This window comes from Sinorhizobium sp. 22678, from assembly GCF_052044265.1.
Taxonomy (GTDB): Bacteria; Pseudomonadota; Alphaproteobacteria; order Rhizobiales; family Rhizobiaceae; genus Sinorhizobium; species Sinorhizobium meliloti_A.
On sequence record NZ_JBQEMS010000014.1, the window covers coordinates 59832 to 82346 of the forward strand.

Sequence of the window (22515 nt, forward strand, 5' to 3'; positions counted from 1 at the left end):
AGGCGGAAAACCGGCGCCGACTTTGCTGATTTGGCCTCAAAGAAGCCGCAAGAGATTTTCCTCGTCCGGCGCTGCCGCGACCCCGCAGACAAGACCGTCCGGCAGGGTCTCTCTTATCGGCCAGCTCAGGCAGAGAAAGCGCGAGGCGAGGTCCGCGGGTTCAAGGCCGCTCTCCCGCAATGCTGCATCCAGGCGCCGCGCGCTCTCGCGGGAATAGAGCATTACCGCATCGAAGGGGCCCGCGCGGAGGAGCCCCGGCAGCGTCTCCGCAGGATAGTGGACCGGCGCCATCCGGTAGCATTCGGCGGTCCTGTGCTCGATTCGCCGTTGGTGCAATGCCCGTTCGAAACCCTCGGTCCGCGGTGAACCGGCGAGATAGACCAGCATTTCGCCTGGGGGGAGAAGGGCGGCGACCGTCTCGGCGAGTCCCTCGCCGGTTCCCGGTCCGATGCGGATGTCGGTAAATCCGAGATCGCCCGCGGCGCGCGCCGTCGCTTCGCCGACTGCAAAGAGCGGTGTTGCAAGGTGTGGCTCAAGCGCCGGACCGAGCGCGCCGAGGACGCGGACCGCCTCCCCACTGGTGACGGCGATCGCCTGGTGGGGCTCGCTCAATGCTGCCCGAACCGCGCCGGCGAGATGCTGCGCCTGCATGAGCGGCAGGATGACCGCTTCATGACCCATGGCGCTGAGCCTTGCCGCCGTCCTTTCGGCGGCCGGGCGTGGCCGGGTCACGAGCACGCGCATCGGATCAGCTCCAGGTCGAGAAGAAACCCGGCCCCGCCTTGGCGCGGATCCGCTCGCCGGCCTCCTGCCCGAGCCTTTCCGCGTCTGCCGCTTTGCCGTCGATTTCGATCTGGTGGAAGGTGGTGCCGTCGGGCGTCAGGATCATGCCGGCAAAGCGGATATGTGTCCCGTCCGATTGCGCGTAGCCGGCGATCGGCGTACGGCAGGAGCCGTCGAGTGTCGCCAGGAAGCCGCGCTCGCAGGAGACCGCCTCGTGTGTGCGGGGGTCGTCGATTGCCGCAAGCAGCGTGTTGATACGGCCGTCGCCGATGCGGGCTTCGACGCAGATCGCGCCCTGAGCCGGCGCCGGCGGAAATTCTTCCGGGTCAAGCAGCTCCGTCGGCACATGCTCCATGCCGAGACGCTTCAGGCCGGCGAAGGCCAGAAGCGTGCCGTCGACCTGACCTTCGGCAAGTTTGCGCAGGCGTGTCTCGACCTGTCCGCGATAGGTGATCACGTCGATATCGGGCCGAAGCCGCCGGATCAGCGCCTGACGGCGCAGCGAAGACGAGCCGACGGTGGCGCCTTGCGGGAGATCGGCGAGCCTTTCGGCCGAGCGGCCGACAAAGGCGTCACGGATGTCCTCGCGCGGCAGGAAAGCCGAAAGGAACAGCCCGTCCGGCAGCTTCGTCGGCATGTCCTTGGACGAATGTACGGCGAAGTCGAGGTCTCCCGACAGAAGCTGCTCCTCGAGCTCTTCGGTGAACAGGCCCTTGCCGCCGATCTCCGCAAGCGACCTGTCGGTGATCCGGTCGCCCTTCGTGGAAAGAATGACGATCTCGAACATTTCCGGTGGCAGACCATGGGCGGCGGCGAGCCGGGCGCGCGTTTCATGCGTCTGGGCCATCGCCAGCGGGCTGCCGCGCGTGCCGATGCGGAAAGGTTTCGTTTGCATCCTTCGCCATCCGTTGTTACTGCATGCTTCCTTGGATCGGAACCGGTTCAGGACAAAACCATGCAGCAGTTCAAAGCGTTACAGCGTCCCTTGTGCGTCTGAAGGCGCACGGCGCTGTTTGAGTTTCGTGTAACCACCTTTCACTGCGACCGCAATCTTTGAGTATAGCACGTGACGTCCCCGCCTTTGCGCATCCTCGGCATTGAGACAAGCTGCGACGAAACCGCCGCTTCGGTCGTGCTGCGTGACGAAGAGGGCCACGGCCGGATTCTCGGCGACGTGGTGCTGAGCCAGCTGGAAGAGCACAGCGCCTATGGCGGCGTCGTTCCCGAGATCGCGGCACGCGCCCATGTCGAGGCGCTCGACACGCTGATCGAGGAAGCGCTCCTGCGCGCCGGCGTGACGCTCCGTGACATCGACGCGGTCGCTGCGACAAGTGGTCCCGGCCTGATCGGCGGGCTCATCGTCGGGCTGATGACCGGCAAGGCGATCGCGCGGGCGACCGGCAAGCCGCTCTTTGCGGTCAATCACCTCGAAGGTCATGCGCTGACGGCGCGGCTGACCGACGGCCTTTCATTTCCCTATCTGATGCTGCTCGTCTCGGGCGGCCATACACAGTTGATCCTCGTCAAGGGCGTCGGCGAATACGAACGCTGGGGCACGACGATCGACGATGCGCTCGGCGAGGCCTTCGACAAGACCGCAAAGCTGCTCGGTCTTCCCTATCCGGGCGGGCCGGCCGTCGAGCGGGCGGCGCAGGCCGGCAATGCGGAGCGCTTCGATTTTCCCCGGCCGCTCGTGGGTGACGCCAGGCTCGACTTTTCTTTTTCGGGCCTCAAGACCGCCGTCCGCCAGGCCGCACAGTCGCTGGAGCCGGTGACGGATCAGGATATCGCCGACGTCTGTGCCTCTTTCCAGCGCGCCATTTCCCGCACGCTCAGGGACAGGGTCGGGCGCGGCTTGAAGCGGTTCAGGGCTGACTTCGCTTCCGTCGACCAACCGGCTCTCGTCGTGGCCGGCGGGGTTGCCGCGAACCAGACATTGCGCCGGACATTGCAGTCGCTTTGCGACGAGCACGGCTTCCGCTTCATCGCGCCGCCGCTCTCGCTTTGCACCGACAATGCCGCGATGATCGCCTGGGCCGGTGCGGAGCGCCTCGCGGCGGGCCTGCCGGCGGACGGGCTCGATGCGGCTCCGCGTTCGCGCTGGCCGCTCGATTCCGAAGCCAAGGCATTGATCGGCTCCGGCAGACGCGGCGCCAAGGCATGATGGACGGAAGATGAGCGGCAAATCGAAGAGCGCGCAAAAAATCGTGGTCGTCGGGGCGGGCGCCTTTGGAACGGCGCTTTCGGCCGTCGCGGCAGCGAAGGACAAGGCGAATGTCACTCTGCTTGCCCGGCGGGAGGAGGCGGCCGCGCAATGTCGCCGTACCGGGCGGAATGACGCGGTTCTCCCGGGAATTCCGCTTCCCCCGCGCCTTGTCTATTCTTCGCGGGCGACCGCGCTCGAAGACGCCGACATCGTGCTTTTTGCGATGCCTTCGCAAGCGCATCGGGACGCGGCGCGGTGCTACGGTGCCGCGATCGGCGCCAGGGCGATCGTCGTCACCTGCGCCAAGGGCATGGAGCAATCGACCGGCCGACTCCTCACCGACGTTCTCGAAGAGGAGTTGCCGGGCCGCCGCGTCGGGGTGCTTTCCGGCCCGGGCTTTGCCGCCGATATCGCTCGCGGCCTGCCAACCGCCATGGTGATCGCCGCCCCCGATACCGCGATCGCGACGGAGCTTGCGGAGGCGCTTTCCGGGCGGACGTTCCGGCTTTATCCCTCGGCGGACCGCACCGGCGTTCAGCTTGGCGGGGCGCTCAAGAACGTGCTGGCGATCGCCTGCGGCATCGTCGAAGGCGCCGGCCTCGGCGATTCGGCCCGAGCTGCGCTGATCTCGCGCGGGCTTGCGGAAATGTCGCGCTTCATCGTCGCGAGGGGTGGCGAGGCGGACACTGTGCGCGGCCTTTCGGGATTGGGTGACCTCGTGCTGACCGCGACGAGCCACCAGTCGCGCAACCTGCGCTTCGGCATAGCCCTCGGTAAAGACGGCCGGGCTGCCGCCGGCAGCGAATTGGTGGAGGGCGCTTTTGCCGCATCCGTCGCCGCCCGCGTGGCGGGCGGACTCGGCATCGAGATGCCGGTCACCGAGGCCGTCGCAGCCATCGTCGACGGAAAGCTGGATGTCCGCTCGGCTCTCGAGCAACTGATGTCCAGACCGATCACCCACGAATGATGTCTTCAGGAGGATCCATGCTCTTCGCACTGCTCTGCACCGACAAGCCCGGCGCGCTGCAACTCAGGGTCGACACCCGACCTGACCATGTCGCCTATCTCAACGACCTCAATGCCCGGGGCATCCTGAAGATCGCAGGGCCTTTCCTCGGCGCCGACGGCAAGCCGACGGGGAGCCTCGTGATCGTCAAGGCCGACACGCTCGAAGAGGCCAGGGCGCTTGCCGAGGCCGATCCCTATGCGAAGGCGGGTCTCTTCGCCAATGTCGAGATCAAGGCCTACAACTGGGTCTTCAACAATCCGGAGGCTTGAGGGGCGATGGCGTTCTGGCTCTACAAATCCGAACCGGCGAAATGGTCCTGGCAGATGCAGAAGGATGCCGGAGAGAAGGGCACCGAATGGACCGGCGTGCGCAACTACCTGGCGCGCAACAACATGCGGGCGATGAAGATCGGCGACAAGGGTTTCTTCTATCACTCCAACGAGGGGCTCGAGATCGTCGGCATCACCGAGGTCTGCGCGCTGTCGCATCCGGACTCGACGGCAGAGGGCGACGCCCGCTGGGACTGCGTCGACATCCGCGCCGTCAGGGACATGCCGCGGCCGGTTTCACTCAAGGAAATCAAGGAAAATCCGAAGCTCGCCAAGATGTCGCTCGTCACGTCGATGCGTCTTTCGGTGCAGCCGGTGACGGATGACGAGTGGATCGAGGTCTGCCGCATGGGCGGGCTGGACAATCCGCCCCGATAGCGACCCGAATGTTGTGAAGACCGATCCCGAAAGCTTCATCCGCGCCAACACAGACATTCTCGCGCCGCCGCACGTGCCGGAAATCCGCCTGCATCTTGCGGGCGAGGCGCATGAATTGTGGCTGAAGACCGAGGAAGAGCTGGAACGGATCGGTCTGCCGCCGCCCTTCTGGGCCTTCGCCTGGGCTGGAGGGCAGGGGCTTGCCCGCTATGTCCTCGATCATCCTGAAACGGTGCGCGGCCGCCGCGTCATCGATTTCGCCTCCGGTTCCGGCCTCGTCGCCATTGCGGCGAAGTTGGCCGGCGCCGATGAGGTCACCGCCGCCGACATCGACCCATGGTCCGAAACGGCCGCGCGGCTGAATGCCGGGCTCAACGGCGTATCGCTCGCCTTCACCGGAGACGATATCGTCGGCTCGGATCGGGCGGCCGACGTCTACCTCGCCGGAGACGTCTTCTACGACAAGAGCTTCGCCGATCTGCTTCTGCCCTGGTTCGACGCGCTCGAACGTGCCGGTGCCGTCGTTCTCGTCGGCGATCCGGGCCGGGCCTATTGTCCGCGCGGGCGGATGACTGACCTTGCGACCTATGAGGTGCCGGTGACCCGGGCGCTCGAAGACAGCGAGGTGAAGCGCACGACGGTCTGGCGGTTCGGTCCGGCTGTCGTCGCCGGCGACGATTGAGGGGAACGTCCGTCCTCTACGGCCGGACGACGCAGACGCCGTGCTCCCAGGAGCAAGCGCTGGCGTTTACCTGCGGCGAGACGATGATGATCTTCGCACGTTTCGAAGATGGGCTGGCTGGTGCGGTTTCGCCGGCAAGATAGGCGTAGCCGCCGTCCCGGCTGAAATAGATGCCGTTTCCTTCATCGCGGAACGCCGAAAGGCCGCCGGCATAGGTGCCGATGTCCGGAATGGGTGTCGGGAAGTCGTAACTCCCATAGCTGCCGTAACCGCCGGACGCGTATCCGCCGCCATTGATGACGATCACAGGACCACGATCCCGTCCGCGGTGAGCGTAATGATTACGGGAATATCCCGGCCAGGGATATCTCGGCCGGATATGCCGGGTGCGGGTCTGAACATCGGGCAGGCCCCTGGAATCGGCAGATGCGAAACCGCCGACGGTCGTTACTGACCGGTGGCGCGCCTTGCGCCAGGTGTGATGGGGCGTGCGATGCTTGATCCGGACATGGCGGGTTCGGGTCTCCACATTGCCGAAACCGTCGCTTTCGGTGGCCCGTGCCGGCAAACCGGCGGGCATCGCAAGTGCGAAGGCCACGACTAGAGCTTTGGCCGCGCGGACCATTTGCGAGGGGTTCATGTCTCGCTGCCTCCGGATCATCATTAACAAACCGTTAAAGTGCATCCTGCGGCAACCGACGGGAAATGTCACGGATTCAGCTGGGTTTTTTCGTGCATATCGTTAAAAGGCCGGATGTCTCTCCGAGGCGGGAAAATGCCGTTTTCCGTCAAATCGATTAAATTGATTTTGCACTGCAAACACACTTGTCGTGAAGCCCTATGGTGATTAAAGGTCCGGGTGACTGAATTGCGCACAATCGGGTGCGATACCGGACGAAAAGAGTCCAGTTTTGGACGCATATCCGGTCATCCCGCGAGGTTCCGATGACGAATGTCACAAGAAGCCGGCCGCTCTCGCCGCATCTTCAAATCTACAAGCCGATCCCCACCATGATCATGTCGATCATGCACCGCATCACCGGCGGCGCGCTCTATTTCGGCACCGTCCTGGTGGCGTGGTGGCTGATCGCCGCTGCTTCGGGCGCTGCCTACTACGACTGGGTGAACTGGCTGTTCGGCACGTTCATCGGCAAGGTCGTCCTCTTCGGCTATACCTGGGCCCTTGTGCACCATCTGCTGGGCGGCATCCGCCACCTCGGCTGGGATCTCGGCTACGGCTATGAGAAGCACTTCGCGACGAGAATGGCGAAGGCCATGATCGTCGCATCGGCGACGCTGACGCTCGTCATCTGGGTCGTCGGCTACCTCGCTCGTTAAGGGACTTCGACATGAATATGCGCACACCTCTCGGCAAGGTCCGGGGTCTCGGTTCGGCAAAGGAAGGCACGGATCACTTCTGGCGGCAGCGCCTCACGGCCGTCGCCAGCATTCCTCTCACGATCTTCTTCGTCGTCTTTCTCGCCCATTATGCGGGCGCACCGCATGCGGAACTGATCGCGGCCCTTGCGAACCCCTTCGTGGCGGTTGCCATGGGTCTGATGGTCGTCGCCGGCCTCGTTCACATGAAGATCGGCATGCAGGTCATCATCGAGGACTACGTCCATGCGGAGGGCGCCAAGATTGCGCTTCTCATGCTCAACACATTCTTCACGATCGCGGTCGGCGGGCTCTGTCTTTTCGCCGTCCTGAAGATCGCTTTTGCAGGGTAATTTCGTCATGGCATCGATCAGTTCACCCGCTGCAAACGGCAAGGCATATCAATATGTCGACCATTCCTTCGACGTCGTCGTCGTCGGCGCCGGCGGGGCGGGCCTGCGCGCGACGCTCGGCATGGCCGAGCAGGGCCTGAGGACGGCCTGCATAACCAAGGTCTTCCCGACGCGTTCGCATACGGTCGCGGCACAGGGCGGCATCGCCGCTTCGCTGCAGAACATGACGCCCGACTGCTGGCAGTGGCATCTTTATGACACCGTCAAGGGCTCCGACTGGCTCGGCGATGTCGACGCCATGCAGTATCTCGCAATGGAAGCGCCGAAGGCGGTCTACGAACTCGAGCACTATGGCGTTCCGTTCTCGCGCAACGAAGAAGGCAAGATCTATCAGCGCCCCTTCGGCGGCCACATGCAGAACTACGGCGAAGGGCCGCCGGTGCAGCGCACCTGCGCCGCCGCCGACCGTACCGGCCACGCGATCCTGCATACGCTTTACGGCCAATCGCTCCGGAACAATGCCGAATTCTTCATCGAATATTTCGCCATCGACCTGATCATGTCGGCTGACGGCCGCTGCACCGGCGTGGTCGCCTGGAACCTCGACGACGGCACGATCCACCGGTTCGCCGCCAAGATGGTGGTGCTGGCGACCGGCGGCTACGGCCGCGCCTATTTCTCCGCGACCTCGGCGCATACCTGCACCGGCGACGGCGGCGGCATGATTGCGCGCGCCGGTCTGCCGCTGCAGGATATGGAATTCGTGCAGTTCCATCCGACCGGCATTTACGGCGCAGGCTGCCTCATCACCGAAGGCGCCCGCGGCGAGGGCGGCTATCTGGTCAATTCCGAGGGCGAGCGCTTCATGGAGCGCTACGCGCCTTCTGCCAAGGACCTTGCCTCGCGCGACGTCGTTTCCCGCTGCATGACGATGGAAATCCGCGAGGGCCGAGGCGTCGGCAAGAACAAGGACCATATCTTCCTGCATCTCGACCATCTCGATCCCGCAGTGCTGCACGAACGCCTGCCGGGCATTTCGGAATCGGCGAAGATCTTCGCCGGCGTCGACGTCACGCGCGAGCCGATCCCGGTGCTGCCGACCGTTCACTACAATATGGGCGGCGTGCCGACCAATTACTGGGGCGAAGTGCTGAACGCGGACGGCCAGAACCCGGAGCGAATCGCGCCCGGACTGATGGCCGTCGGCGAAGCCGGCTGCGCCTCGGTGCACGGCGCCAACCGGCTCGGCTCGAACTCGCTGATCGACCTTGTCGTCTTCGGCCGCGCGGCGGCGATCCGCGCCGGCCAGATCATCGACCGCAACGAGGCGGTGCCGGACGTCGACACGGCCTCCTGCGACCGCATCATGGAGCGTTTCGACCGGCTGCGGCACGCCAACGGCACCACGCCCACGGCAGTGCTGCGTGACAAGATGCAGCGCGCCATGCAGGAAGACGCGGCCGTGTTCCGTACGCAGGAGTCGCTCGAATCCGGCTGCCGTCGCCTGTCGGCGATCTGGAAGGAACTGCCGGACGTCAGGGTCACCGACCGCTCGATGATCTGGAACTCGGATCTCGTCGAGACGCTGGAGCTCGAAAACCTGATGGCTAATGCCATCACCACGGTCTACGGCGCCGAGGCGCGCAAGGAAAGCCGCGGCGCGCATGCGCGCGAGGACTACAAGGATGGCCCGCTCGCCGGTCGCGACGACGTCAACTGGCGCAAGCACACGCTTGCCTGGGTCAACGAAGCGGGCGATGTCCGGCTCGATTTTCGTCCGGTGCACACCGAGCTGATCGCCGAAGGCATCGATCCCCACAAGATCGAGCCGAAGGCGCGCGTCTACTGATCTCGAGGACTAAGGCACATGGTTGAACTCGCTCTCCCCAAGAACTCGCAGATCACCGAAGGCAAGGTGTGGCCGAAACCGGTCGGTGCGGCGAACCTGCGCGAATACCGGGTCTATCGCTGGAATCCGGACGACGGCAAAAACCCGCGGATCGATACCTATTACATCGATATCGACGATTGCGGCCCGATGGTTCTGGACGGTCTGCTCTACATCAAGAACAACATCGATCCGACGCTGACGCTGCGGCGCTCCTGCCGCGAAGGCATCTGCGGCTCCTGTGCGATGAATATCGACGGCACCAATACGCTCGCCTGCACCAAGGGCATGGATGAGGTGAAGGGCGCCGTGAAGGTGTATCCGCTGCCGCACATGCCCGTCGTCAAGGACCTCGTGCCCGACCTCACCAATTTCTATGCCCAGCACCGTTCGATCGAGCCCTGGCTGAAAACGGTTTCGCCGAGGCCGGCCAAGGAATGGCGGCAGAGCCACGAAGATCGCCTGAAGCTCGACGGCCTCTATGAGTGCATTCTCTGCGCCTGCTGCTCGACCTCCTGTCCGAGCTATTGGTGGAACGGTGACCGCTATCTCGGCCCCGCCGTCCTCCTGCAGGCCTATCGCTGGCTGATCGACTCCAGAGACGAGGCGACCGGCGAGCGTCTCGACAATCTCGAAGATCCGTTCCGGCTCTATCGCTGCCACACGATCATGAACTGCGCCCAGGCCTGTCCGAAGGGGTTGAACCCCGCCAAGGCGATCGGGGAGATCAAGAAGATGCTGGTCGAGCGGCGGTTCTGACCTTCCGTCCTGCAGGTGTTCTCAGCAGCATTTCAATGGCGGGCCCCGGCTCGCCGTTTTGCTTTCACGTCCGTCACATCGACGTGTTGCTAAGTGATTTGAAACGCGCCGCGAGGCAGTTAGGTAATAGCCGAGGATGGAGGGTCGCCGATGCTTCGCCTGCTGCTCGGTTTTCTCGTCACTTGTTTCCTGCTGCTACCTGCGCGGGCGGCAGAGCCGCAATATGCTATCTTCGCCGGCGGCTGCTTCTGGTGCGTCGAGAGCGACTTCGACGCCGTGCCCGGCGTGCTCGAAACGATCTCCGGCTATGCCGGCGGCAAGAGCGCGAACCCCACCTATGAAGATTATTCGAGAGGTGGACACCGCGAGGTGGTGCGCGTGAAGTTCGACCCGGACCGGGTCTCCTATGCGGCGCTCGTCGGCGTCCTGTTCCGTACGACGGACCCGACGGATGACGGTGGCCAGTTCTGCGACCGGGGCTTCGCCTATACGACCGCGATCTATGCGCTGAACGAGCGGCAGGCGATGGACGCGAAGGCGGAAAAGATCAAGGCCGAGGCGGAGCTCGGCCGGCCGATCGTCACGCCCGTCGAAGGCGCAGCGAAATTCTGGCCGGCGGAAGACTACCATCAGGACTTCGGCAAGCGGAACCCGATCCGCTACTGGTACTATCGCAACGGCTGCGGCAGGAACCGAACGGTCGAGAAGCTCTGGGGCGATCGCGCCTATGCAGGCGTCGATCATTGATCGATTGCCCCTCATCCGCCCGTCGGCATCCTGCATAAGAAATGTTGTATAGGATCTCGGAATGCAACTGGCCGGTTTGCTTTCGCGCCTGGCCTCTCTTCAAGCCCATTTGCGGGCAGCCCGCGTCAATGCTCAAGGCGCGCTCCTTCGCTGTCCGGAAGGCATCCTTTCTACTTTCGGATGACAACACGCAGACGGCGTTGTGCCGCCGCTTGCTTGATCAGGGTGGCCACCTTGCGAACGAAAGCCGGGCTGAAGGTGCCGATCGGCGTTGTCGACGCGAGATCATAGGCTTCGTCGAGACGGAGCAGGTTGTACTCGTCCAGGATCAGCCAGGACGGGAAACGGAGCCCGCCACGGCGGCATTCGATTTCGCTGACGGCAATGTGGACGATCGACGGATCCGGACTCCGTGAGGTGATCGGGAACAAAAACAGCTTCACCGGCTCCGTCGGTGTCTTCACCAAAAGGCAAACCGGCCGCTCCTTGCGGCCCGATTCCTCACCGTCGCCGGCTTGCCTCGCCCAAAGATAGTAGCAGCGAAGGACGTCACCGGCCTTGAACATCGTCGTCATCATCGCTGGCAATGATCGCATCGAGGCCGGCGATGAGTTCATCATGAATATCGTCCGGCGCATTCTCGAGCGTGTAGGCGGCCGCGTGAGGTCGGCCAACCAATTTCTGATACTGAGCAGCGGACAGGATGACGAGCTTTTCCTTCCCGCGCTTGGTAAGTGCCACGGGCTCGATCAACGCTGCCTCGAGGATCTCGCCGGACGCGCGATTCATTTCGCTGAAAGTGAATTGCTTCATCTGCGTCGCTCCGTTCCCAATATACGTAAAATACGTAAATTATGCGGCTACGTCCAGCGCTGAGTTGCCCCGTGGCCCGACTTGGGTGAGCGCGTCAAACTGCGGCTCGATGTCCTCCGCCACTGCAGGCTTCTCCGGGCTGCATCGTAGACCTCGAGGGAGCGCCATCGACGAGCGCGGCGGACCCCGGTCGATCCGCCGTATCCCCCGTCAGCGCGCAGCCCAATTCGCGCCGCGGCGGAAGATCGTGCGCATCTCGGGCACCTCGAATTCCTTGGCCACATGCCCGAGCGAGGAGTAGAAGACCCGGCCCTTCCCATGCTTGCGCTTCCAGACCACCGGCATCGTCACGCCTTCGATCCAGGAGGCATGCTCGCCGGAGAAGGTGGTCGTTGCCAGCACCTCGTTGGACGGATCGACATGCATGTAATATTGCTCCGAGGTATAGGGAAAATCGGAGATGCCCTCCATCAGCGGATCGTCGGGGCGCGTAATGTTCACGCGATAGTCGATGATGTTGCCCGGGTGGGCCACCCACTGGCCGCCGATGATGAACTGGTATTCGACGCTCTCGCGGAAGGCATCGCCCGCGCCGCCGTGATAGCCGGCGATACCGACGCCGCCTTCGACGGCCGCGGCGAGATTCTTTACCTCTTCCTTCTCGATCTTCGACATCGTCATGATCGGAACGATCAGTGACAGGTCGTGGATCGACGGATCGGCGAAGGCTTCGGTCGTGTGTTCCAGATAGACCTTGAACCCGTCCTCCTGCAGCATGTCGCGGATGATATGGGCGCATTCCTGCGGCTCGTGCCCGCTCCAGCCGCCCCAGACGATCAGTGCCTCGCGCATTCTCATTCCTCCTCAAATTAGACTAGCGGCCGATGCGGCCGTCGACGAGCGATTGCGACAGAGGGGCCGGCCGCTCGGCCTTCGTGCTGATGCTGACGGTGGAACCGGTATCGGCCGCCTTGTGGAACGCTTCCATGACCTCCAGCACGTGCAAGGCGAGGTCTCCGTTTGCCCGGTGCGGCCGGCCCGAGCGGATCGCATGTGCCATGTCGGCCACCCCGATCGAGCGGTAATTGCCGTCGGCATAGGGCTCGCTCGTCGCGGTCTGCTCGAAGGCGCCGCCCTTTTTCAGTAGCTCGATCTGGCCGCCGAAATGGTTCGGATCCGGGACGATCAGCGTGCCCTCGGTTCCATAGAGCTCGAGAGGCACATGCCTGTGGCCCGCCACATCGAAGCTCATGCCGATCTGCACGACGGCTCCATTCTCGAAGGCCATGATGCCGGCGACATGGGTCGGCACGCGGACGGGGATGCGTTCGCCGTTGCGCGCCTCGCTGGTGATGGTCCGCTCCTTCCGTGCCGCCGTGGCAAATCCGGCAACCTTGGCGACGGGGCCGAGGAGGTTGACGAGGTCGGTGATGTAGTAGGGACCCATATCGAGCATCGGTCCGCCGCCGACGTCGTAATAGAAGTCCGGATTGGGATGCCAGCGCTCGTGACCCGGGCACATGAAGGTGGCGGTGCCGCCGACGGGCGTGCCGAGCACGCCGGAATCGACGATTGCGCGTGCCGTCTGATGCGAGCCGCCGAGAAAGGTGTCCGGGGCGGCGCCGATCCGCAGGCCTTTCTCGCGAGCCAGCGCCACCAGCTTGCGTCCGTCAGCGAAGTCGGTGGCGAGCGGCTTTTCGGAATAGGTGTGCTTGCCGGCCTCGAGGACCTGCATGGCGACGGCGACGTGCGCCTTCGGCACGGTCAGGTTGACGATGAGCTCGATCGACGGGTCCGCGAGGAGATCGGCGACGCCGCGCGCCTCGACCTTGAACTCCGCCGCGCGCTCTTCGGCAAGGTTGCGGTTCAGGTCGGCGATGCCGCGGATGTCGAGGATCGGAAAGGCTGCCATCGCCTTCAGATAGGCCGACGAGATGTTGCCGCAGCCGATGATGCCGATACCGAGTTTTTCCATCACTCTCCTCCCGAAATGGATACATAAGTTCGGCGCAGCGCATCAAAGCGCCGGCGCCGGTCCGGTCGTCCCCCAGGGGGACTCGTAGAGTTCGCAGAGCGCCACAACCGCCGCCCCCTGAGCCCAGGTCTCGTCGGCCGATTCGTCGAAGACGAGTTCGGCCACCGTCGAGATCGAGGGCGGGATCGCGTTCTGAAAGGACCGGCGGATGCTCTCCACGAAAACGGTGCCGAGCGACAGGCTCGAGCCGACGATGACGACGCGCGGCGGTCCGAACAGCGTAACGATGTTGGCGACGGCGAGCCCGACCGCTTCTCCGGCCCGCGAGGCGGCCGTGGTCAGCGCTTCGTCGTCGGCGGCGATCAGCATCTGCGCATGCGTCATGCCCCGTCCGAGGCGCACCGCCTCGGCGAATCGCCCGTCCATCGGGTGTTCGCCGAGAATCGCGTTCTCCCCGGCGAGCGTCGAAAGGCGGACGGTACGGCTCCCGCCGACGCCGAGCACCAGATCGCCGAGATTGTGGCTCAGGCCCCCGGCGCCTCGGAAAAGCTGGCCGCCATGCAGCACGCCGAGCCCGAGGGTCTGTTCCAGCGAAACGAGAACCATGTCGTCGAGGTCGCGGGCGCGCCCGAACCAGTGATGGGCAAGCGTGATGGCGTGCGCGTCGCTCTCGACGATCGTCGGGACGTTGAGCCTGCTCGTCATTTCGCTTGCGAAATCGACGTCCGTTTCCCGGAAGATCGGGCTGGAGCGGACGTGACCGGTGCGGTGTTCGACCACGCCCGGCAGGCCGATGCAGATCGAATCGATGTCGTCGAGCGAAAGGTCGGCGTCGACCACGCAGCGGCGCACGCCGTCCTCGATCAGATCGGCGATGACGGCGATCGGCTGGCGGTCGACCCGGATCGGCAATGTCAGGTCGGAGAGTACCTCGCCGCGAAAGTTGGTGACGGCGAAAACCATACGATTGGCGGCGATCTTGGCACCGACGACGCGAGCGGCCTCCGGGTCGAGCTCCAGCATGACGCGCGGGCGGCCCCTTGCGGCAGCGTTGCGGATATCGCCCTCGTGCCGGGTCAGGATGAGGCCATCGTCAAGCAGCGACGCGGTGATCGCGGAAACGGTGGTCGTGGACAGTTCGGTGCGTTCGCTGATCTCGACACGTGAAATGGGGCCGTGCCGGCGTATCGTATCGAGCACGTTGAAGCGATTTATCGCGCGCATCAGTTCGGGATCGGCGGTCTTCATCGGTCTTCAGTATGCTCGCATGCTGGATTGGCTGGCTGGGCGGGTCAGATTATTTAGCAGGAATACGAATTAAATAACGGGCAATTAGCGCCTCCTGTCAAGCGGAGCTCCCGAAATATTCGCGACGACTGTTGACATTTGCCGGCATCTCCTCTGAATTAATCCGCATCGGGGACAAAATGAAGAGGACGTTTTGCCCCCTTTGAAGGAGTTTGGGAGGAGAAAAATGATGATGCTCGAACGCGGGTCGGCGCCTCTGCGCGCCATCAGACTTTCCGCGCTTGCTGCCGTAGCCGGCATGGCGCTTCTCTTCGATGCGAGCCACGCATCCGCCGATACGGTGGTCAGGTGGCTTCATCTGGAGACTGTTCCGGCCTATTTAAAGATGTGGGAGGACATCGCCGCAAAGTACGAATCGGAACATGCGGGCGTCGATATTCAGCTCCAGTTCCTGGAAAACGAGGCATTCAAGGCGAAGCTGCCGACGCTTCTGCAGTCGGACGACGCGCCCCATTTCTTCTATAGCTGGGGTGGCGGCGTGCTGAAGCAGCAATCCGAGACCGGGGCGCTCATGGATCTGACGGAGGCGATGCGCGCCGACGGCGGCGCCTGGGAGAAGAGCTACAATCCCGCTGCGCTCAAGGGCTTCACCTTTGGCGACAGAATTTATGCGGTTCCCTTCAAAATGGGAACGATCAGCTTCTTCTACAACAAGGAGCTCTTTCAGAAGGGTGGCGTCAAGGCCGAGGACATCAAGACCTGGGACGATTTCCTCACGGCCGTGAAGACGCTGAAGGAGGCCGGCATTACGCCGATCGCCGGCGGCGGCGGCGACAAGTGGCCGTTGCATTTCTACTGGAGCTACCTGGTCATGCGCAATGGCGGCCAGCAGGTTTTCGAGGATGCCAGGAACAATGAGGGCGAGGGCTTCCTGCATCCGTCGATCATCAAGGCCGGCGAGCAGCTCGCCGAACTCGGCAAGCTCGAGCCGTTCCAGGGCGGTTATCTCGGCGCGAGCTGGCCGCAGACGCTCGGCCTCTTCGGCGACGGCAAGGCGGCGATGATCCTGAGCTTCGAGACGACCGAAGCCACCCAGCGCGCCAATTCCGGCGACGGCAAGGGCCTCGCGCCAGAGAATATCGGCCGCTTTCCCTTCCCCGCCGTCGAGGGCGGGGCGGGTGCTGCCACCGACACACTGGGCGGTCTCAACGGCTGGGCGGTAACCAAAAATGCTCCGCCTGAAGCGCTGGATTTCCTGCGCTACCTGACCAATGCGGAAAACGAGCGGCTAATGGCGAGCATCGGCATGATCGTCCCGGCGGCGGCAGGGGCCGAGGATGGCGTCACCAACCCGCTGGTGCGGGCTTCGGCCGACCAGCTCGCGGCCTCTACCTGGCACCAGAACTATTTCGACCAGGATCTCGGCCCCTCCGTCGGCCGCGTCGTGAACGACGCTTCGGTCGAAATCGTCTCCGGACAGATGTCCTCGGAAGAGGCGGCCCGGATGATCCAGGACGCCCGCGAACTCGAATGAGTGCGTAAGCGAGGGCGGCGGGAGCTCCCGCTGCCCGGCTTTCCTTCGACCATCCGGAACGAAAGGTGCGAGGACCAGATGACCGACGCGACTGCGACGATCACCGCGGTGCCGGCCACGGCAAGCCGCAAGAAAGTGCGGTACAAGAGCCCGACCGTGCGCGGGCGCCTGCCGGTGCTCATCCTCTTTCTGCCGCCGGCCCTGCTGCTGTTCACGGTCTTCGTCATCCTGCCGATGGGAGAGGCGGCCTGGTACAGCCTCTATCGCTGGAACGGCTACGGAACCCCAACGCAGTTCGTAGGCCTGCGCAATTTCGAGGTGCTGTTCAACAATGCGGCCTTCTCGCGGGCGCTGATCAACAACGGCATCATCATTCTCGTTTCGGTGCTCCTGCAGATTCCGCTCGCCCTCTGGCTTGCTATGATGCTCGCGCACAGGATCGCCGGCGTCGTCGCCTTCCGGCTGATCTTTTTTCTGCCCTACGTGCTGGCGGATGTCGCGGCCGGGCTCATCTGGCGTTTCGTCTATGATGGCGACTACGGGCTCGTGGCCGCGGTCGCCGGCTTCTTCGGCGTCGCCACCCCTTACGTGCTCGCCGACCGCAGCCTTGCCATCTATGCGGTGCTTGCCGTGATCATCTGGAAGTATTTCGGGTTCCACATGATGCTGTTCATCGCCGGCCTGCAGGCCGTCGACAGGAGCGTGCTCGAAGCTGCCGAGATCGACGGAGCGACCGGTTGGCAGAAATTCCGCTACGTGACGCTGCCGCTCCTCGGCTCGACCGTCAGGCTGTCGATCTTCTTCGCCGTCATCAGCCAGGTCTATGTCTTCGACAGGCAGACGGGCGCGGCACTGTGAGCATTACACCCGGCTGTCCGCCGGGGCGGGCCATGTCCGTGTGAAGGCACATGCGAGCGAATCCGCCGGGCGTCTCAATCCTGCAACTGCCGGACGCGAAATGGCTTGCCTTGATTTGAAAGGTGGTTTTGCTGTAATTCGGCCTATATTATCGCGTTGCGTTATGGTTCGCGGACAATGTCGGGGGTAAAGATATGCGGGTTTCACATGCGGCGGCCGGGTTGGCGGTTGTACTTGCGCTAGCCGGATGCCAGCGGACGTCCTTCGGTGGTTTCGGGTCTCAGGATGTTTCTCGCGCTCCCGCTCCCCTGCAGGCGCAGCCCGTACCTTCCGTCTCCGCGGGGCAACTGCCGCCCCCGGCGGGGGCGTCGCAGTTCCCGGCCGCACCGACGACAGGCACCGCAGCGCCCGGCGCGGCGGCCGGCACGGAAGTGGCCGCAACCACCAATGCCCTCGACGTAACGAAGGAGTCGATGGTCGGCAACTGGCGCGTTTCGAGCGCCGGCAGTTCCTGCGACATGTTCCTGACCCTCACCAATCTCGGCAGCGGTTCGCGCGGCGGCACGCGCGGCTGCGCCGGCGAGCTGACGGCCATGGGATCCTGGGAAGTGGCGGGCAAGCAGGTCGTGCTCAAGGACCGCAGCGGCAATCCGATCGCCCGGCTCTACAAGACGGCCGATGCGCGCTTCGACGGCTCGACCAATGGCGGGCAGCCGGTCAGCCTCAGCCGCTAGCGCGGAGGAGAAGTGTGTGCGGTTTCGCCCGCATCCCGCATCTCAACTTGCAAGAATCGATCACGACCGGCGATACGGCTCTGCGGCTTTCCAAGGCCTTTGGTACGACGCCGGAATTCTGGATTAATCTCCAAAGCCATTATGAACTGGAACGCGCGCGTGATGCCGCAGGTGATCTGAGCATTTCTCCGCTTCACGCCGCATGATGGACCAAAGCCGCAAAACCACGAAACGATAGAAGCGCATCGTGCTCAATCCCGACGACAGCATTCTTCGCAAGCTCGAGGCGCTCGTTGCCGCCGGCGAGCGGCAGCGCGACCCGGCTCAATTCGCAATCGCAAGACGGCTAGACAGCCTGACGGCAAAGCTCCTGGCGAGCCGCCCCTCGCGCAAGACCAATGCGCTCGGCTGGCTCTTTGCGGCGCGCAAAAAGGACCTGCCGCCGGTCAAGGGCCTCTATATCCACGGCGGCGTCGGGCGCGGCAAGACCATGCTGATGGACATGTTCTTCGACGCTGTACCGATCCAGCGCAAGCGCCGCGCCCATTTCCACGAATTCATGGCCGATGTGCATGAGCGCATCTACAGGCACCGACAGAAGCTCAAGAACGGCGAGACGAAGCAGGCCGATCCGATCCCGCCCGTCGCTTCCGATCTCTTCGGCGAAGCGCGGCTTCTGTGTTTCGACGAGTTCACCGTCACCGACATCGCCGATGCGATGATACTGGCGCGGCTCTTCGGCGAACTGTTCGCCAAGGGCTGCGTGCTTGTCGCGACCTCAAACGTCGAGCCGGACAATCTCTATCGCGACGGCCTCAATCGCGGTCTCTTCCTGCCGTTCATCGATCTTCTGAAGGCGAATGCCGAGATCATCTCGCTCGACACGGAAACGGATTATCGTCTGGGCAAGACCGATGGCACGCCCGTGTGGCTGTCGCCGCTCGGGCCCGAAACGGAAGCCGCCATGGATCGCGCCTGGTATCGGGAAACGGGCGGAGCGCCGGTCGCCTCGGCCGAGATCGGCCGCAAGGGGCGCACGATCCGCGTGCCGGCGGCCGCCGGCCGGGCCGCGCGATTCACCTTTGCAGACCTGTGCGCGCAGCCGCTCGGCGCCGCCGACTACCTTGCCATCGTCGCGCAGTACAGCACCATCTTCCTCGACCACGTTCCGCATCTCGGGCCGCACCTGCGCAACGAGACGAAGCGCTTCATCATCCTGGTCGACGCTCTCTATGATCAGGGCGCCCGCCTGTTCGCCTCGGCTGACGCCGAACCGCAGCATCTGCTGACCGCCAGGAAGGGCACCGAAGGCTTCGAATTCGACCGTACGGTTTCGCGTCTCATCGAGATGCAAAGCCAGGATTACGCTGCGGCTCACCCGCACAATTCAGCGGCGGAATGACGGTCAGGCGACAATAGTTCTTACGTTTACGTAAGATTTTTACGATCTAACCGATTGAATTTGCTCTGCCCAAAAGTATCGATTGATATTTTTCACTATGCCGTTTAAGGGCTTTCGGCGAAGGTTTGGCGTTTGCCGCGTTTCAGGCCTTGATCATTTTGGGATCACAAAGGAAGCACTTTCATGGCGCGCAACAAGATCGCACTTATCGGTTCGGGGATGATTGGTGGCACGCTGGCCCATCTCGCCGGCCTGAAGGAACTGGGCGACATCGTCCTCTTCGACATTGCCGACGGCATTCCCCAGGGCAAGGGCCTCGACATCGCGCAATCCTCTCCGGTCGAGGGCTTCGATGCATCGATGACCGGTGCGAGCGACTATTCCGCGATCGAGGGCGCCGACGTCTGCATCGTCACCGCCGGCGTGCCGCGCAAGCCCGGCATGAGCCGCGACGATCTGCTCGGCATCAACCTCAAGGTCATGGAACAGGTCGGCGCCGGCATCAAGAAATACGCTCCGAACGCCTTCGTCATCTGCATCACCAACCCGCTCGACGCCATGGTCTGGGCGCTGCAGAAGTTCTCCGGCCTGCCGAAGAACAAGGTCGTCGGCATGGCCGGCGTGCTCGACTCTTCGCGCTTCCGGCTCTTCCTTGCGGAGGAGTTCAACGTCTCGGTCAAGGACGTCACCGCTTTCGTGCTCGGCGGCCATGGCGACACCATGGTGCCCCTCGCGCGTTATTCGACCGTCGCCGGCATTCCGCTGCCCGACCTGATCCAGATGGGCTGGACCACCAAGGAAAAGCTCGACCAGATCATTCAGCGCACCCGTGACGGCGGCGCCGAGATCGTCGGCTTGCTCAAGACCGGCTCGGCCTATTATGCGCCGGCCGCCTCGGCGATCGAAATGGCCGAGGCCTACCTCAAGGACAAGAAGCGCGTGCTGCCCTGCGCCGCTCATCTCTCCGGCCAGTATGGCGTCAAGGACATGTATGTCGGCGTGCCCACCGTCATCGGCGCCGGCGGCATCGAGCGCATCATCGAGATCGACCTCAACAAGGGCGAGAAGGAAGCCTTCGACAAGTCGGTCGCGGCCGTCGCCGGCCTTTGCGAAGCCTGCATCAACATCGCACCCAGCCTGAAGTAACCGCCATCCGGCCTATCAGACAGGAAAGAACCCATGAACATCCATGAATACCAGGCCAAGGCTCTGTTGAAGAGCTATGGCGCGCCGGTCGCGGAAGGCGTCGCGATCTTCTCCGCCGACGAGGCCGAAGCGGCTGCGAAGAAGCTGCCGGGACCGCTTTACGTGGTGAAGAGCCAGATTCATGCCGGCGGCCGCGGCAAGGGCAAGTTCAAGGAACTCGGCCCCGACGCCAAGGGCGGCGTGCGCCTGGCCAAGTCGGTGGACGAGGTCGTCGCCAATGCCAAGGACATGCTCGGCAACACGCTCGTGACCAAGCAGACCGGTCCGGCCGGCAAGCAGGTCAACCGCCTCTATATCGAGGACGGCGCCGATATCGATCGCGAACTCTATCTCTCGATCCTCGTCGACCGCTCCGTGGGCCGGGTGGCCTTCGTCGTTTCGACCGAGGGCGGCATGGACATCGAAGCGGTCGCCGAACATACGCCGGAGAAGATCGTCACCGTCGCGATCGATCCGGAAAAGGGTGTGACCGCTGAAAATCTGAAGACGCTCGCCGACGCGCTGAAGCTCGAAGGCGAAGCGCGCGCCGATGCCGAGAAGCTCTTCCCGATCCTCTACAAGGCATTCGTCGAAAAGGACATGAGCCTGCTCGAGGTCAATCCGCTGATCGTCATGACGAACGGCCGGATGCGCGTCCTCGACGCCAAGGTCTCCTTCGACGGCAACGCCCTCTTCCGCCATGAGGACGTGGTCGCGCTGCGCGACACGACGGAAGAGGACGACAAGGAAATCGAGGCGTCGAAATACGACCTCGCCTATGTCGCCCTGGACGGCAATATCGGCTGTATGGTCAACGGCGCCGGTCTCGCAATGGCGACGATGGACATCATCAAGCTCTACGGCGCCGAGCCTGCGAACTTCCTCGATGTCGGCGGCGGTGCCTCGAAGGAAAAGGTCACGCAGGCCTTCAAGATCATCACGGCCGATCCGGCGGTGAAGGGCATCCTCGTCAACATCTTCGGCGGCATCATGAAATGCGATGTCATCGCCGAGGGCGTGCTTGCAGCGGTCAAGGAAGTCGGCCTCAAGGTGCCGCTCGTCGTGCGCCTGGAAGGCACCAATGTCGAGCTCGGCAAGAAGATCATCAATGAATCGGGCCTCAACGTGATTTCCGCCGATGATCTGGACGACGCCGCCCAGAAGATCGTTGCAGCCGTGAAGGGAGCCTGAGGTTTCATGTCCATCCTGATCAACAAAGACACCAAGGTTCTCGTTCAGGGCCTCACCGGCAAGACCGGTACCTTCCACACCGAGCAGGCACTCGCCTATAACGGCACCAAGATGGTCGGCGGCATTCACCCGAAGAAGGGCGGCGAGACCTGGACCGGTGCCAAGGGCGAGCAACTGCCGATCTTCGCGACGGTCGCCGAAGGCCGCGATGCGACCGGCGCCAACGCTTCCGTGATCTATGTCCCGCCGGCCGGTGCCGCCGCGGCGATCATCGAAGCGATCGATGCGGAAATCCCGCTCATCGTCTGCATCACCGAGGGCATTCCCGTCGCCGACATGGTGAAGGTCAAGGCGCGGCTCGAAAAGTCGTCTTCGCGCCTCATCGGCCCGAACTGCCCGGGCGTGCTGACGCCGGACGAGTGCAAGATCGGCATCATGCCGGGCAACATCTTCCGCAAAGGTTCGGTCGGCGTGCTTTCGCGCTCCGGCACGCTGACCTACGAGGCGGTGTTCCAGACCACCAATGAAGGCCTCGGCCAGACGACGGCAGTCGGCATCGGCGGCGACCCGGTCAAGGGCACCGAGTTCATCGACGTGCTGGAAATGTTCCTCGCAGACGACGAGACCAAGTCGATCATCATGATCGGCGAGATCGGCGGCTCGGCCGAAGAGGAAGCGGCGCAGTTCCTGAAGGACGAGGCGAAGCGCGGCCGCAAGAAGCCGATGGTCGGCTTCATCGCGGGCCGTACCGCGCCTCCCGGCCGCACGATGGGCCATGCCGGCGCCGTCATCTCCGGCGGCAAGGGTGGTGCGGAAGACAAGATTGCGGCGATGGAATCGGCCGGGATCCGCGTCTCGCCTTCGCCCGCACGCCTCGGCAAGACGCTGGTCGAAGTCCTGAAGGGCTGACGAACAATCCCACGGCGCCCGCGCGTCCTGCCGGACGCATAAAGGTCGCCGTGGCACTTTGCAGCGGGGCGGCAGGCCATGCCGCCCCATTGGAGCCACGAAAGATACGATGATGAGCGTCAAGTCCGGTGCAGATGGCGAACAGCCGGAACCGG

General features: G+C 63.7%; 24 protein-coding genes and 2 pseudogenes. 18 read left to right on the top strand and 8 right to left on the bottom strand.

Annotation, left to right across the window (positions count from 1 at the left end):
* Positions 1 to 36 precede the first annotated feature (36 nt).
* Both ACTJKL_RS20635 and hemC read right to left on the bottom strand, forming a co-directional pair.
* Positions 37 to 744, bottom strand: coding sequence for a uroporphyrinogen-III synthase (locus ACTJKL_RS20635; RefSeq protein ID WP_379938542.1), 708 nt, complete (start codon positions 742 to 744; stop codon positions 37 to 39).
* A 4-nt stretch (positions 745 to 748) separates the two neighbouring features.
* Positions 749 to 1678, bottom strand: coding sequence for a hydroxymethylbilane synthase (gene hemC, locus ACTJKL_RS20640; RefSeq protein WP_275597207.1), 930 nt, complete (start codon positions 1676 to 1678; stop codon positions 749 to 751).
* Positions 1679 to 1849: 171 nt separating this feature from the next.
* Between hemC and tsaD the strand changes: the two genes are divergently transcribed.
* Genes tsaD through ACTJKL_RS20665 form a run of 5 tightly spaced genes read left to right on the top strand, consistent with a single transcriptional unit; the run spans position 1850 to position 5387 of the window.
* Complete coding sequence (gene tsaD / locus ACTJKL_RS20645) at positions 1850 to 2947, top strand: tRNA (adenosine(37)-N6)-threonylcarbamoyltransferase complex transferase subunit TsaD (protein WP_379938544.1); 1098 nt, start codon at positions 1850 to 1852, stop codon at positions 2945 to 2947.
* 10 nt (positions 2948 to 2957) lie between these two features.
* A complete protein-coding gene (locus ACTJKL_RS20650) occupies positions 2958 to 3956 on the top strand; it encodes an NAD(P)H-dependent glycerol-3-phosphate dehydrogenase (protein ID WP_440853678.1) in 999 nt (332 codons plus the stop codon).
* 17 nt (positions 3957 to 3973) lie between these two features.
* A complete protein-coding gene (locus ACTJKL_RS20655) occupies positions 3974 to 4267 on the top strand; it encodes a YciI-like protein (protein WP_100672779.1) in 294 nt (97 codons plus the stop codon).
* 6 nt (positions 4268 to 4273) lie between these two features.
* On the top strand, positions 4274 to 4705 hold the full coding sequence (locus ACTJKL_RS20660; protein WP_100672780.1) for an EVE domain-containing protein: 432 nt from the start codon (positions 4274 to 4276) through the stop codon (positions 4703 to 4705).
* Between the two features lie 13 nt (positions 4706 to 4718).
* Entirely contained in the window at positions 4719 to 5387 is a 669-nt protein-coding gene (locus ACTJKL_RS20665; RefSeq protein ID WP_440853679.1) for a class I SAM-dependent methyltransferase, read from the top strand.
* A 16-nt stretch (positions 5388 to 5403) separates the two neighbouring features.
* Here the strand turns inward: ACTJKL_RS20665 and ACTJKL_RS20670 are convergent, their stop codons facing one another.
* Entirely contained in the window at positions 5404 to 6027 is a 624-nt protein-coding gene (locus ACTJKL_RS20670) for a hypothetical protein (protein WP_440853680.1), read from the bottom strand.
* A gap of 305 nt (positions 6028 to 6332) precedes the next feature.
* On the opposite strand from ACTJKL_RS20670, the gene sdhC reads away from it, so the two are divergent.
* From sdhC to msrA, 5 genes are all read left to right on the top strand, one after another.
* Entirely contained in the window at positions 6333 to 6725 is a 393-nt protein-coding gene (sdhC, locus tag ACTJKL_RS20675) for a succinate dehydrogenase, cytochrome b556 subunit (protein WP_018097306.1), read from the top strand.
* Between the two features lie 11 nt (positions 6726 to 6736).
* Positions 6737 to 7117 carry a succinate dehydrogenase, hydrophobic membrane anchor protein gene (sdhD, locus tag ACTJKL_RS20680; protein ID WP_100672783.1) on the top strand — a complete coding sequence of 127 codons (381 nt, stop codon included), beginning with the start codon at positions 6737 to 6739 and terminating at the stop codon, positions 7115 to 7117.
* Positions 7118 to 7124: 7 nt separating this feature from the next.
* Positions 7125 to 8966: a succinate dehydrogenase flavoprotein subunit gene (gene sdhA / locus ACTJKL_RS20685; protein WP_275597210.1), complete on the top strand. Its 1842-nt coding sequence runs from the start codon at positions 7125 to 7127 to the stop codon at positions 8964 to 8966.
* An 18-nt stretch (positions 8967 to 8984) separates the two neighbouring features.
* The gene (locus ACTJKL_RS20690) at positions 8985 to 9764 is read left to right on the top strand and encodes a succinate dehydrogenase iron-sulfur subunit (protein WP_440853681.1); all 780 of its coding nucleotides are present in this window, start codon (positions 8985 to 8987) and stop codon (positions 9762 to 9764) included.
* A gap of 150 nt (positions 9765 to 9914) precedes the next feature.
* A complete protein-coding gene (gene msrA, locus ACTJKL_RS20695) occupies positions 9915 to 10511 on the top strand; it encodes a peptide-methionine (S)-S-oxide reductase MsrA (RefSeq protein ID WP_411932342.1) in 597 nt (198 codons plus the stop codon).
* Positions 10512 to 10681: 170 nt separating this feature from the next.
* Here the strand turns inward: msrA and ACTJKL_RS20700 are convergent, their stop codons facing one another.
* The 5 genes from ACTJKL_RS20700 to ACTJKL_RS20720 all read right to left on the bottom strand — a co-directional run bounded on the left by ACTJKL_RS20700 (position 10682) and on the right by ACTJKL_RS20720 (position 14547).
* A complete protein-coding gene (locus tag ACTJKL_RS20700) occupies positions 10682 to 11077 on the bottom strand; it encodes a hypothetical protein (protein ID WP_018097302.1) in 396 nt (131 codons plus the stop codon).
* Positions 11061 to 11324, bottom strand: coding sequence for a type II toxin-antitoxin system prevent-host-death family antitoxin (locus ACTJKL_RS20705; protein WP_324762460.1), 264 nt, complete (start codon positions 11322 to 11324; stop codon positions 11061 to 11063). The genes ACTJKL_RS20700 and ACTJKL_RS20705 overlap by 17 nt, the downstream gene beginning before the upstream one ends.
* A 210-nt stretch (positions 11325 to 11534) precedes the next feature.
* On the bottom strand, positions 11535 to 12176 hold the full coding sequence (locus tag ACTJKL_RS20710; protein ID WP_018097300.1) for a ThuA domain-containing protein: 642 nt from the start codon (positions 12174 to 12176) through the stop codon (positions 11535 to 11537).
* Positions 12177 to 12198: 22 nt separating this feature from the next.
* Positions 12199 to 13299, bottom strand: coding sequence for a Gfo/Idh/MocA family protein (locus ACTJKL_RS20715; protein WP_440853682.1), 1101 nt, complete (start codon positions 13297 to 13299; stop codon positions 12199 to 12201).
* A gap of 42 nt (positions 13300 to 13341) precedes the next feature.
* On the bottom strand, positions 13342 to 14547 hold the full coding sequence (locus ACTJKL_RS20720) for an ROK family protein (RefSeq protein ID WP_338284019.1): 1206 nt from the start codon (positions 14545 to 14547) through the stop codon (positions 13342 to 13344).
* Positions 14548 to 14776: 229 nt separating this feature from the next.
* On the opposite strand from ACTJKL_RS20720, the gene ACTJKL_RS20725 reads away from it, so the two are divergent.
* The 8 genes and pseudogenes from ACTJKL_RS20725 to sucD all read left to right on the top strand — a co-directional run bounded on the left by ACTJKL_RS20725 (position 14777) and on the right by sucD (position 22360).
* Positions 14777 to 16081, top strand: a complete 1305-nt coding sequence (locus tag ACTJKL_RS20725) for an ABC transporter substrate-binding protein (RefSeq protein WP_275597214.1) — start codon at positions 14777 to 14779, stop codon at positions 16079 to 16081.
* A 78-nt stretch (positions 16082 to 16159) separates the two neighbouring features.
* Positions 16160 to 16915, top strand: a pseudogene (locus tag ACTJKL_RS20730) (carbohydrate ABC transporter permease); the annotation flags it as partial.
* Positions 16916 to 17133: 218 nt separating this feature from the next.
* Complete coding sequence (locus ACTJKL_RS20735) at positions 17134 to 17673, top strand: protease inhibitor Inh/omp19 family protein (protein WP_440853683.1); 540 nt, start codon at positions 17134 to 17136, stop codon at positions 17671 to 17673.
* A gap of 62 nt (positions 17674 to 17735) precedes the next feature.
* Positions 17736 to 17879 (top strand): annotated as a pseudogene (locus ACTJKL_RS20740) (helix-turn-helix transcriptional regulator); the annotation flags it as partial.
* A 41-nt stretch (positions 17880 to 17920) separates the two neighbouring features.
* Positions 17921 to 19075, top strand: a complete 1155-nt coding sequence (gene zapE / locus ACTJKL_RS20745) for a cell division protein ZapE (protein ID WP_440853684.1) — start codon at positions 17921 to 17923, stop codon at positions 19073 to 19075.
* 183 nt (positions 19076 to 19258) lie between these two features.
* Positions 19259 to 20221, top strand: coding sequence for a malate dehydrogenase (gene mdh / locus ACTJKL_RS20750; RefSeq protein ID WP_018097290.1), 963 nt, complete (start codon positions 19259 to 19261; stop codon positions 20219 to 20221).
* A 33-nt stretch (positions 20222 to 20254) separates the two neighbouring features.
* Entirely contained in the window at positions 20255 to 21451 is a 1197-nt protein-coding gene (gene sucC / locus ACTJKL_RS20755; RefSeq protein ID WP_018097289.1) for an ADP-forming succinate--CoA ligase subunit beta, read from the top strand.
* A gap of 6 nt (positions 21452 to 21457) precedes the next feature.
* Positions 21458 to 22360 carry a succinate--CoA ligase subunit alpha gene (sucD, locus tag ACTJKL_RS20760; protein WP_003530262.1) on the top strand — a complete coding sequence of 301 codons (903 nt, stop codon included), beginning with the start codon at positions 21458 to 21460 and terminating at the stop codon, positions 22358 to 22360.
* The last annotated feature ends 155 nt before the right edge of the window (positions 22361 to 22515 follow it).

Excerpts from the sequence above, each read along its gene's own strand:
- ACTJKL_RS20635 (WP_379938542.1), bottom strand. The coding sequence starts at position 744 with ATGCGCGTGCTCGTGACCCGGCCACGCCCGGCCGCCGAAAGGACGGCG.
- hemC (WP_275597207.1), bottom strand. The coding sequence starts at position 1,678 with ATGCAAACGAAACCTTTCCGCATCGGCACGCGCGGCAGCCCGCTGGCG.
- ACTJKL_RS20650 (WP_440853678.1), top strand. The coding sequence starts at position 2,958 with ATGAGCGGCAAATCGAAGAGCGCGCAAAAAATCGTGGTCGTCGGGGCG.
- ACTJKL_RS20655 (WP_100672779.1), top strand. The coding sequence starts at position 3,974 with ATGCTCTTCGCACTGCTCTGCACCGACAAGCCCGGCGCGCTGCAACTC.
- ACTJKL_RS20660 (WP_100672780.1), top strand. The coding sequence starts at position 4,274 with ATGGCGTTCTGGCTCTACAAATCCGAACCGGCGAAATGGTCCTGGCAG.
- ACTJKL_RS20670 (WP_440853680.1), bottom strand. The coding sequence starts at position 6,027 with ATGAACCCCTCGCAAATGGTCCGCGCGGCCAAAGCTCTAGTCGTGGCC.
- sdhC (WP_018097306.1), top strand. The coding sequence starts at position 6,333 with ATGACGAATGTCACAAGAAGCCGGCCGCTCTCGCCGCATCTTCAAATC.
- sdhD (WP_100672783.1), top strand. The coding sequence starts at position 6,737 with ATGAATATGCGCACACCTCTCGGCAAGGTCCGGGGTCTCGGTTCGGCA.
- sdhA (WP_275597210.1), top strand. The coding sequence starts at position 7,125 with ATGGCATCGATCAGTTCACCCGCTGCAAACGGCAAGGCATATCAATAT.
- ACTJKL_RS20690 (WP_440853681.1), top strand. The coding sequence starts at position 8,985 with ATGGTTGAACTCGCTCTCCCCAAGAACTCGCAGATCACCGAAGGCAAG.
- msrA (WP_411932342.1), top strand. The coding sequence starts at position 9,915 with ATGCTTCGCCTGCTGCTCGGTTTTCTCGTCACTTGTTTCCTGCTGCTA.
- ACTJKL_RS20700 (WP_018097302.1), bottom strand. The coding sequence starts at position 11,077 with ATGTTCAAGGCCGGTGACGTCCTTCGCTGCTACTATCTTTGGGCGAGG.
- ACTJKL_RS20705 (WP_324762460.1), bottom strand. The coding sequence starts at position 11,324 with ATGAAGCAATTCACTTTCAGCGAAATGAATCGCGCGTCCGGCGAGATC.
- ACTJKL_RS20710 (WP_018097300.1), bottom strand. The coding sequence starts at position 12,176 with ATGCGCGAGGCACTGATCGTCTGGGGCGGCTGGAGCGGGCACGAGCCG.
- ACTJKL_RS20715 (WP_440853682.1), bottom strand. The coding sequence starts at position 13,299 with ATGGAAAAACTCGGTATCGGCATCATCGGCTGCGGCAACATCTCGTCG.
- ACTJKL_RS20720 (WP_338284019.1), bottom strand. The coding sequence starts at position 14,547 with ATGAAGACCGCCGATCCCGAACTGATGCGCGCGATAAATCGCTTCAAC.
- ACTJKL_RS20725 (WP_275597214.1), top strand. The coding sequence starts at position 14,777 with ATGATGCTCGAACGCGGGTCGGCGCCTCTGCGCGCCATCAGACTTTCC.
- ACTJKL_RS20735 (WP_440853683.1), top strand. The coding sequence starts at position 17,134 with ATGCGGGTTTCACATGCGGCGGCCGGGTTGGCGGTTGTACTTGCGCTA.
- mdh (WP_018097290.1), top strand. The coding sequence starts at position 19,259 with ATGGCGCGCAACAAGATCGCACTTATCGGTTCGGGGATGATTGGTGGC.
- sucC (WP_018097289.1), top strand. The coding sequence starts at position 20,255 with ATGAACATCCATGAATACCAGGCCAAGGCTCTGTTGAAGAGCTATGGC.
- sucD (WP_003530262.1), top strand. The coding sequence starts at position 21,458 with ATGTCCATCCTGATCAACAAAGACACCAAGGTTCTCGTTCAGGGCCTC.